Here is a 9,411-nt window from a genome sequence, read left to right as displayed (position 1 = left end):
AAGAAAAAGCCAGGAAACATGCGAAAAGAGCATGAATCTTAGCTTTCAAGTTTCAGTCAATTATTAAAAAAGCGGGACTGGAGCATATTGACCCATGATACAAGAATTACTTAAGTTATTGATTTATATACTGTTTGCAGTATTAATCATTGAATTGCTTTTTGGGCTAGGAGGTAAGTCATGAAGCAAGAAAGAAAAGGCTCAACAGTCATACTGCAAGAGCTAACACCAAAAGGGCTAAGCCCTGATAAGAAGATTTTTATTAAGTTTAGTGATGGTGACCGTTTTCTAAATAGACGTGCCGGCACTATAAGTGAGGCTTTGAGAAAGTATAAAATCCCGGTTGTTTATGACATTAGTAGACCGCAAAAAGTTTATGCTATTACAACTGTTGATGGTGAAGAAAAAATGACTAGGGCTTTATTAGTAAGATTTTATGCACGGCATACATGGCCGGACGGTAAGAAATACACGCCTTATAAGCCGGAGTTAGTAACATTTAAGAAGTTAAGTGCTGAACAGATTAAAACAAGAAAAGTGAAATCAGAACAGCGTTTTAAATTGCTAAAAGCAATTGATGACAAATACGGCGGTATATCAGCCGCTGAAGGTTCAAAAGAATTAGAAGAACTACGTGTCTTATTAGGTGTGTACGATTAGATCAATGGGGGGATCGTTGTGGTTGTGGAATTTACATTTGAAGGCACTGATCAAAATAAGGCTGAAACTGCAAAGAAAGTAAGGAAGTTCCTGGAATATGATTTTCAGAATTACTTAAATCGTGCCGGGATGCATAGAACTGACCTTAGTAGTCCACAACTAGACCCTACAGGTGTAAGCAGTCACGGTGGTAATAGTGCAGAAAATAAGATGTTTAGGCTTTATGACTACCAAGCAAAATGTTTAGCGGTATATCAAACCATTATGGATTGTGAAGAAAACGAAAATAAAGGCATTAGATCAAAGAGCATTCTTAAATTAAGATACTTAGATGATTTAAGTGATAGTCAAGTTGAAGCAAGACTTCATTTATCAGGATCAAGATACAGATACAAGAAAAATCGTGCTCTTTGTGAGTTTGCTGACAGATTGCACAAATGGGCTACTATTAATGACACCAATTTACCGGATTTGTCAGTATATAAGTAAGGAAAAAGTGATAGTGAGATTTATTTTTAATTTAGAGCCGGTTAGTCAAGCACGACCACGTATTTCAAGATATCCGTATTTACACGAATACGACACCAAAGAGGTTAAAGCATTCAAAGAGAATGTTAACTTAATGGCTCAAAAAATGATGCAAGAACATAAACTAGCCCCTTTTGATGGATCATTAGAAGTAAGGGTAGTGTTCTATAGACCAGTTCAAAAATCAATTAGCAAAATTGAACACGCTAGAAGGGTACGAGGAAGCGTTCTACCGAGTGTAAAAAGTGATTTAGACAATTATATTAAATCTTTCTTTGATGGCTGTAACGGAGCGATTTGGAAGGATGACAACCTAATTACTGACTTACATGCAGTGAAAAGATATTCAGACGAACCCCGTATTGAGTTAGAAGTTTTACAGTTAGGGTGAAAGAATGAAAACATTGCTGTTACAAGCAGATAGCATGGATAAGATTAGGGAAGATGTTCATAGTTTTCTTAAATCTGATATGTACAGTGAAGTCATGGCAATTAAGCGGACTGGTGAAAATACAGTGAAGATCTTTTATAAAGAAAATGTTGTGACCCAGGCGGTTAGCGGGCGTTTTGCAGGCGAAAAGCGGACGGTCAACAGGCGCTAGTACATGCTATATTGATATAGTCGAAAATGTTAAGAGCTATATATGGACGACAATCTAGTTTTAATTCATTAATTAGACCTCGATAGTCGGGGGTTCGATTCCTCCGGCTGTTATAATCTGCGATGACCCGGCAAAAGCCGCGCTACGGTTCAGCGAAATACTATTGACTGAAGGGTATTTGAGAGCGGATTTCTACAAAAACACACTTTACTTAATAAATATCTCTTTTGTTGTAATTTTAACTGTTATTGTTATCGGAGTTGTGGTGTGTGCGGTGGTTCGAATCCACTTTTGTAGATAGTTTATTCCCGTTAACATGGTGTTATAACTTGTTTCATTTTGTCTGTTGGTTAATCGTGGAATAAACGGACGAGGTAGTGGTTTAAAATTCGTTTTTGAAAAGAAGCATCAAGTAAAAAATGTAATTTTGTATATTGTGTCTTCGTTACCTTGTTTTTGAGCTGTTAGCTTAATGGTAAAGCTCTATAGCTTTAAACCGCTATAGAAAGTGAATGGTTCGATTCCTTCACGGCTCATAGGGTAGGTCAATTCCTGCTGGTTTCATAATTATAAAAACCGGTAATTGATTTGCCGGTATCCTGAACCGTTAGCTCAGTTGGTAGAGCGGCACCTTGAAGCGGTGCGCGTCGTTGGTTCGATTCCAACACGGTTCATAGCCTTGCTATGACCTTATTAATCTTTTATCCTCCTTGAAAGAAGAATGAAGGATCAAGCGAGCAAGGCAAGTACACATTTCTTGATAAGCGTTAAGAGTTCGCTTATCGATTACGTCCCGTTGGTCAAGTGGTAAGACACAACCTTTTCACGGTTGTAACGCAAGTTCAATTCTTGCACGGGATATTAGAGTGAAAATCAATCACTCTACATTCTTAATAGCTATTTGATCGGTAGTATAGTGACATTACATAGCGTTAACATAATCAAGGCAAGCTAAGAGGGTGGTTTGATTCCACCCCGATCACTTTTAGAAACATAGTTTAACGGTAAAACGGCGGTCTCCAAAACCGTTGATGTAGGTTCGATTCCTTCTGTTTCTGTATTGTCCGAAACGACAGTAAACTAAAAAATTCCATTCGTTTCAATGAAGTCTGGTTATTACTACTAGGCTTTTTTATAATTAATTTTGAAACGAATGGAGGTAATATATTGGAATGGATTAAAACAGCATGGGAGGCTTTGAAGTCTGACATGAAAACAAGACTAGGAATTGCTATAGGTTTTAGTGCTTTTCTGGTAGGTAGGTCTTATATAGAGCAGTTGCCCGGTGGTAAAAATATTTTTGCTATATTGGCTGTTCCAGCCTTCTTAATTTGTATAATATTTTGGGTTTATATTATTTTAGATTTGAGTAATACTATTTTTAATAGAATTCAAGAGAAAAGATTACGCCAAATTTATACTGAATACATTTTAAATTTAACGGGTAATAAATATTCAATTGTTCGTACTTTATATGATTCTCCACAACATCAAGCAAGGTTAAAATATAATGACACTGATGTCAGAGATTTAATGAAAAAAGGAATAATTGAATTGTCTCAGACAAATAACGTAGTATTACGACATGAATTAAATGATCCTACGGTTAATTTTTTATTGACTTCTTCAGCTTTAGAAGTAGTAGAGAATAATAGTGAAAAATTTAAATCGAATCAGTCAGCCTAAGCTGGCTTTTTTCAAATGTTTTTTTAAAATCAACTTCCTTTTATTTGAAATACACAAATAATTGTGTATAATATACTTATAAATTGAGAGGAGGTGCAAGATATGCCATGGAAGCCCGCTAAAATGGTTCGCTTTTTAAAAAAGAATGGTTTTATTGAACAACCTAAAAAAGGCGGTCATAGAAAATTTTTTAATCCAACAACTGGAAGAAAAACTGAAGTTCCAATGCATAATAAAGAACTTAAGAAGATGACCGAAAAAGCTATTCTTGAAGAAGCTGGGTTGGAAAAGCCGGGGGGTTAAGCCTCCTAGCTTTGGCATATCTTAAAAAACTATGAAGCAAAATATTGTAGCCTATCCTGCGATTCTTAGTGAATACAATGATGAATCAGGACATTATTTTGTTGTAACTTCACCTAATATTCAAGGGATGGTGACTGATGGTGAAACTATTCCTGAAGCTTTAATGCATGCTGAAGATGCAATGGCATTAATGCTGGATGATGAAGAAACTTATCCTGAAGTTCAAAATCCTAAAGATTGGAAACTGAAGGATAATGAACAAGTAACTTGGGTTACAGTGAATATGACCAAGTGGCTTAATCAATATGGAAAAACAGTAAGAAGAAATATTTCTATTCCCAAAGCACTTAATGATTGGGCAAAAGAAAACAAGATCAATGTATCTAAAGTCACTGCAGATGCTTTAAGAGAAATGCAAGGATAGAAAACATAATAGATTAATATTTCAGCACTCATTTGAGTGCTTTTTTGTTTGCGTGAACTATATTGAGAGAAATTGCAAATGCTGTAGTTATGTCGAGTTATTAATTAATCAAAGGTGGTGAGTAGCATCCTAACGGCAAAACAAAGAAAATTCGTTAATGAGTACGTTGTCTCTGGCAATGCTACTCAATCCGCGATTAAGGCGGGGTATTCAGAAAAGACCGCTAGAGTAACAGGACAGGAAAACCTGCTAAAACCTGCCATAAAAAAGGCTATTGAAGAAAGACTAGCAGGAATCGAATCTAAGAAGATTGGTGACGCTAAAGAAGTGCTAGAGTTCTACTTCAGAGTATTGAGAGGTGAAGAAATAGAAGAAGTGCCTATGTCAACGGCTGATAGTGTTATTACAGTTACTAAAAAGCCATCTATTAAAGATAAAGTGAGCGTTTCTAAAGAAATTATGAAGAGATTCCCACTTTATGACCCAATGGAAAAACAGAAGCTCAAGAAACTCACTGCAGACGCTCGCATATCTGAAGCTAAAGCTAAGGCAATGGAAGATAACGGGCAAGATATTGAGCAGCTACTTGATAAGATGATGGATAACTTAGCTAAGGAGGATTTAAAACATGGCTCTAAATGATGTACTTACACCTAAGCAAGCTAAGGTTTTAAATACGTACTTAACTAAACCGTTTAAGATCATGATTTTAAACGGTGCTGTTCGTTCTGGTAAAACTCATATCGATAATTACCTTTTTATGTATGAGTTGCGCCGTGTTGCAAGACTTGCGAAGAAACGCGGTGACAAACATCCGCAATTTATATTAGCTGGAGCAAGTTCTGGTTCGATTTATAACAACGTTATTGCTGAAATATCTAGACAATTCGGAATAGATTTAAGACCCGATAAACACAACCACTATCATTTGTTTGGTGTTGATATTGTTCCTGTTTATACAGGCTCAATTGCTGGTTTAGCAGGGGCGAGAGGGTTTACTTCATATGGTGGTTACGTAAACGAAGCTACTTTAGCTAATCAAGAAGTATTTAAAGAAATCCAGAATCGTTGTTCTATGGAGGGCTCACATATTATATGTGATACAAACCCTGATATACCAACACACTGGCTTAAGACTGATTTTATAGACAACAAAAATCCTGAGGCTGGTATAATCTCGTTTACTTTCACAATTGATGAAAACACATTTCTAGATCAAGAGTATGTTAAGTCTCTCAAAGCCTCTACACCTCAAGGAATGTTTTATGATCGTGCAATCCGTGGTTTATGGGTAACTGGTGAAGGTATTGTTTATCAAGACTTCAACCAAGAAACTATGGTTATTGATGATGATAAGATTCCTGATAAATTACATTATTACTGTGGCGTTGACTGGGGTTTTGAGCACCCTAATCCAATCCTTTTACTAGGTGACGATGATCAAGGTAATACTTATGTTTTAAAAGATTTTACTAAGAAACATAAATTTATTTCTTACTGGGTTGATATCGCTAAGAATTTACAAGATGAATACGGACGCAATCTTATTTTTTATTGCGATAGTGCTCGCCCCGATAATCTTAACGAATTTCAAGCAGCGGGAATTAATGCAATAAATGCAAACAAAAATATACTACCTGGCATTGAGTGTGTAGCTCAAAAGATGCGGACAGGTAGTTTTTTTATTGCTGAATCTGCTTCGTCTGGCTTGCTCGATGAAATTTACCAATACGCTTGGGACGAAAAGACTGGTGAACCATTAAAAGAAAACGAAGTGAGACATAACGACAGGCTTGACGCTTTAAGATATGCAATTTATTCAAGAAATGCGAAAGGAGGCTACATACCTTGGACTTAGAATACGTCAAAAAAATTATTCAAAGTACTTCATCGAGAAGAACAAGAAATATCAATTCGTATGCTGAAGCTACTAGATACTACATGAATCAAAATGATATCACTCGTAAGACTGCAGGTAAGTCTAAGATGAACAAAGATGGTAAAGATGAACCTTTAAGACGTGCAGATAACCGTATAAGTTCAGATTTCTATCAATTATTAGTAGACCAAGAAGCCGGTTATGTTGCTGCCGTTGCACCACAAATAGACGTGGGTAACGACAAAGATAATCAAGCAATTCAAGACGTTTTAGGTGACGACTTTGCTTTAAAACTTAATCACTTGGTAGTTGATACAAGTAACGCTGGACAAGGCTGGTTGCATTACTGGATTGATAAAGACAAAAACTTTAGGTTTGGTATTGTGCCACCTGATCAAATTACACCAATTTACTCAACGGAATTGGATAATAAGCTTTTAGGTATTTTAAGATCATATAAGAAGCTTGATGAAGATACAGGTAGTTATTTCATTGTTCACGAATTTTGGAACGACAAAGAAGCACAATTTTTCAAGCAGGTATCTAATACGCCTTTAGAATTAGAGCCTTATCCAGTAGTGCAAATTTATGACGTAACAGGTGGCTATTCTACTGGCACAAGTGACAGAATTACTCACGATTTTGGTAGAGTTCCATTTATCGGGTTCCAAAAAAATCAACTTAAGCTGTCTGAATTGCATAAGACTAAAGGCTTGATCGATGCTTATGATGATGTTTATAGCTCCTTCTTAAATGATTTAGACGATATTCAAGAAGTCATTTTAGTTCTCAAAAATTATGGTGGAACTAAGCTTGACGAATTTATGAACAGTCTTAAAAGAGATAAAGCCATTAAATTCAACAATGCTGGTAACGGTGATCAATCTGGTGTTGATACCTTACAAATTGAAATACCAGTTGAAGCGAGGGATAAAGTTCTTCAAATTACTAAGAATAACATTTTCTTACAAGGTCAAGGTGTTGACCCTGCTAACTTCCAAAGTTCTAACGCTTCAGGTGTAGCAATTAAGATGCTTTATAGTCATTTAGAGCTTAAGGCAAGTAATACTGAAGCTTACTTTAGACGTGGTGTAAATGAGCTTGTGAGAGCGATTATGGGTTACTTAGGTTTAGCTGATCCGGACGGAAGAACTATCTCACAAGTATGGACTAGAACCAGGGTAGAAGATGATCTTTCTGCAGCTCAAGTGGTTGCTCAAGTTGCTAACTACTCAAGTAAAGAAGCAGTCGCTAAAGCTAACCCAATTGTTGATGACTGGCAACAAGAACTTGAATACCAAAAACAGGATCGTCAAGATGCTGATGATTACAGTTCTGAGGAGCGTTTTGAAGATCCAGATACACTAAAGGACAATAGCGATGAATAGCGCTAAGTATTGGCGTAAGAGGTCGCTATATGCTAAACAGAAACAGTTAGACGCTGAAGGCGAATATGAAATAGCTATGAGAAGTCGGCTTAAAGATCTTGAAAATGAGATCTTGAAAGAAGCCGACTATTTTATTACCCGTTATGCTGAAACTAATGAGATTTCTAAGAAAAATGCTGCTGAAATATTAAGCAAGATTGATACTAGCAAGTTTGATATGACTCTTAAAGAGTTCCGCGCTAAAGCAATAGCAGGTGGTTTTGAAAAAGAGTTAGACAGTGCTTACTTTAAGACCCGCATCAATAGATTGCAGAAATTACATGCTCAATTAGCTGATTTAGCTAGCAAGTACGCTGAAATTGAAGAACAACGTATGGCTTTAGCTTTAGCTGAACAGTACAAAGGTACTTATGAGCTGCAGGAATATCATAAATATCTTGTGGTAGGTGGTCTTGATGTTGATTTCGCTCACTTTGATGAACAACAACTAAAAGATATTGTCTATCAACCTTGGCAAGGAAGTGATTTCAGTAAGCGTATCTGGAATAATTACACTAAAGTTATGCCGGACGTGTTAACTGATGTAATCGCTAGATCTGTCTTGATGGGATATTCCCACCAAAGAGTTGAAAAGATGCTTAGAGATCGATTTAGGGGCATTGAAGATAAGAATTTACATCGTTTAGCAGTTACCGAAATGGGGCACGCTGCAGAACAAGCAACGCTTGAGTTTTATAAAGATTCTAATATTGACCAATATCAATATTTAGCAACTCTTGAAAGTCATACATGTGAAGTTTGCGCTCATTTAGATGAGCGTATTTTTTATGTCAAAGATGAAAAAGAAGGTATTAATTATCCTTTGATTCATCCATATTGTAGATGCACAACCACACCTTACATGAAAGACTTACCAGACGTAAAAAGTCGTTGGTATCGTGACCCAATTACCAGCAAAGGCAAATGGACACGGAATATGAACTATAGCGAATGGGCTAAAGCTTACGATGTTAAACCTTTGAACAAAAGAAAGTTCATTGAAGCTAAGCTTAATGTAAAAGCTATTAGTGAAAGAGATATCGAACGTGGTAGGTTAAAGGGCAGAAAACATTTAATGTTGTCTGGTGCTTATCACAATGGAACAAACGTTGTAAATCTTGATTATATTAAGTCTGAAGAATATAAAAATAAATTCTCTAAGATTTCAGATAATCCAAAATTGAATGCCCAGATTTATAAATATGCGAAAGCAATGTTAATTAATAGAAATGGTACTGATCATGAAGATAGTTATATTTTTGATACTAAGGGTAATTTAGTAAACAGAACCTTAAGTAAAAAGAATGAACTATTGCAAGTGTCGTTATCTAATGACGCCTTAAAACATATTCACAATGATTTTGAACCGGGTGAATTAGTTGGTATTCATAACCATCCTACTAATATTGGTCCTAGTGGCAGTGATTATGCAACGGCAAGCCGAAGGGGCTATAAATTTGGTATAATTATTGCTCACGACGGTGAAGTTTATAAATATGTGGCTAAGAAGCCTATTTATAGAGGATTGATAGACAAAACAATTGCTAGTTTGCGAGAAAGCCGATATAATTACAGTGAAGATCAAATAGTAAATAAAACCATTGAAAAATTGAAAGGTTGGGGATTGGAATGCGAAAAAATGAAATAAAAGCTTATGTTGAAGAACAAATCAAAATCCCTGGCACTGATGCAGTGGGATTAACTGAATTTGAAAAAACATTTACTAAAGAAGAATGGGATTATTATATGGACTTATTGCGCGATGTTTCAGAACGGTATGCGAGAGGTGAAATTGATATTCCCGAACCACTAGTAGGTTAATCTTATTTTCAAAGTAAATCACAAAAACAAGCGAGTCCTTATATATCAAGGGTTCGCTTTTTCTATGCACGGAGGTAATAA

The 9,411-nt window shown here is 36.0% G+C and carries 12 protein-coding genes and 4 tRNA genes; all 16 read left to right on the top strand.

The window, feature by feature from the left end; genetic code table 11:
• The first annotated feature begins 180 nt into the window (after positions 1-180).
• The 16 genes from FC46_RS06135 (at position 181) to FC46_RS06065 (ending at position 9,330) form a co-directional block, all read left to right on the top strand.
• Positions 181-660 (top strand): hypothetical protein, encoded by a 480-nt coding sequence (locus FC46_RS06135; RefSeq protein ID WP_057798853.1) that lies wholly within the window; start codon positions 181-183, stop codon positions 658-660.
• 24 nt (positions 661-684) lie between these two features.
• The gene (locus FC46_RS06130; RefSeq protein WP_157046791.1) at positions 685-1,149 is read left to right on the top strand and encodes an ArpU family phage packaging/lysis transcriptional regulator; all 465 of its coding nucleotides are present in this window, start codon (positions 685-687) and stop codon (positions 1,147-1,149) included.
• Positions 1,112-1,579 carry a RusA family crossover junction endodeoxyribonuclease gene (locus FC46_RS06125; protein WP_236702298.1) on the top strand — a complete coding sequence of 156 codons (468 nt, stop codon included), beginning with the start codon at positions 1,112-1,114 and terminating at the stop codon, positions 1,577-1,579. Before FC46_RS06130 ends, FC46_RS06125 begins: the two co-directional genes overlap by 38 nt.
• Positions 1,580-1,583: 4 nt before the next feature.
• Positions 1,584-1,790, top strand: a complete 207-nt coding sequence (locus tag FC46_RS06120) for a hypothetical protein (RefSeq protein ID WP_057798849.1) — start codon at positions 1,584-1,586, stop codon at positions 1,788-1,790.
• Between the two features lie 458 nt (positions 1,791-2,248).
• Positions 2,249-2,326: transfer RNA gene (locus FC46_RS06115), tRNA-OTHER, on the top strand.
• 65 nt (positions 2,327-2,391) lie between these two features.
• Positions 2,392-2,464: transfer RNA gene (locus FC46_RS06110), tRNA-Phe, on the top strand.
• A gap of 116 nt (positions 2,465-2,580) precedes the next feature.
• Positions 2,581-2,651: transfer RNA gene (locus FC46_RS06105), tRNA-Glu, on the top strand.
• A gap of 126 nt (positions 2,652-2,777) precedes the next feature.
• Positions 2,778-2,848: transfer RNA gene (locus FC46_RS06100), tRNA-Trp, on the top strand.
• A 109-nt stretch (positions 2,849-2,957) separates the two neighbouring features.
• Positions 2,958-3,476 carry a super-infection exclusion protein B gene (locus tag FC46_RS10030; RefSeq protein WP_083478023.1) on the top strand — a complete coding sequence of 173 codons (519 nt, stop codon included), beginning with the start codon at positions 2,958-2,960 and terminating at the stop codon, positions 3,474-3,476.
• A gap of 102 nt (positions 3,477-3,578) precedes the next feature.
• On the top strand, positions 3,579-3,779 hold the full coding sequence (locus FC46_RS06095; protein WP_057798847.1) for a type II toxin-antitoxin system HicA family toxin: 201 nt from the start codon (positions 3,579-3,581) through the stop codon (positions 3,777-3,779).
• Positions 3,780-3,810: 31 nt separating this feature from the next.
• A complete protein-coding gene (locus FC46_RS06090; RefSeq protein WP_057798845.1) occupies positions 3,811-4,203 on the top strand; it encodes a type II toxin-antitoxin system HicB family antitoxin in 393 nt (130 codons plus the stop codon).
• Between the two features lie 117 nt (positions 4,204-4,320).
• On the top strand, positions 4,321-4,845 hold the full coding sequence (locus FC46_RS06085) for a terminase small subunit (RefSeq protein ID WP_057798844.1): 525 nt from the start codon (positions 4,321-4,323) through the stop codon (positions 4,843-4,845).
• Positions 4,832-6,061: a PBSX family phage terminase large subunit gene (locus FC46_RS06080; protein ID WP_057798843.1), complete on the top strand. Its 1,230-nt coding sequence runs from the start codon at positions 4,832-4,834 to the stop codon at positions 6,059-6,061. Before FC46_RS06085 ends, FC46_RS06080 begins: the two co-directional genes overlap by 14 nt.
• The gene (locus FC46_RS06075; RefSeq protein ID WP_057798841.1) at positions 6,052-7,470 is read left to right on the top strand and encodes a phage portal protein; all 1,419 of its coding nucleotides are present in this window, start codon (positions 6,052-6,054) and stop codon (positions 7,468-7,470) included. The genes FC46_RS06080 and FC46_RS06075 overlap by 10 nt, the downstream gene beginning before the upstream one ends.
• Positions 7,463-9,157 (top strand): minor capsid protein, encoded by a 1,695-nt coding sequence (locus FC46_RS06070; protein WP_057798840.1) that lies wholly within the window; start codon positions 7,463-7,465, stop codon positions 9,155-9,157. The genes FC46_RS06075 and FC46_RS06070 overlap by 8 nt, the downstream gene beginning before the upstream one ends.
• On the top strand, positions 9,139-9,330 hold the full coding sequence (locus tag FC46_RS06065; protein WP_057798838.1) for a hypothetical protein: 192 nt from the start codon (positions 9,139-9,141) through the stop codon (positions 9,328-9,330). The genes FC46_RS06070 and FC46_RS06065 overlap by 19 nt, the downstream gene beginning before the upstream one ends.
• Positions 9,331-9,411: the final 81 nt, after the last annotated feature.

Origin of the sequence: Lactobacillus kalixensis DSM 16043 (assembly GCF_001434335.1) — a bacterium.
Lineage (GTDB): Bacteria > Bacillota > Bacilli > Lactobacillales > Lactobacillaceae > Lactobacillus > Lactobacillus kalixensis.
Note: the sequence above shows the minus strand (reverse complement) of the source record. Positions and strands in the feature narration are given on the sequence as shown.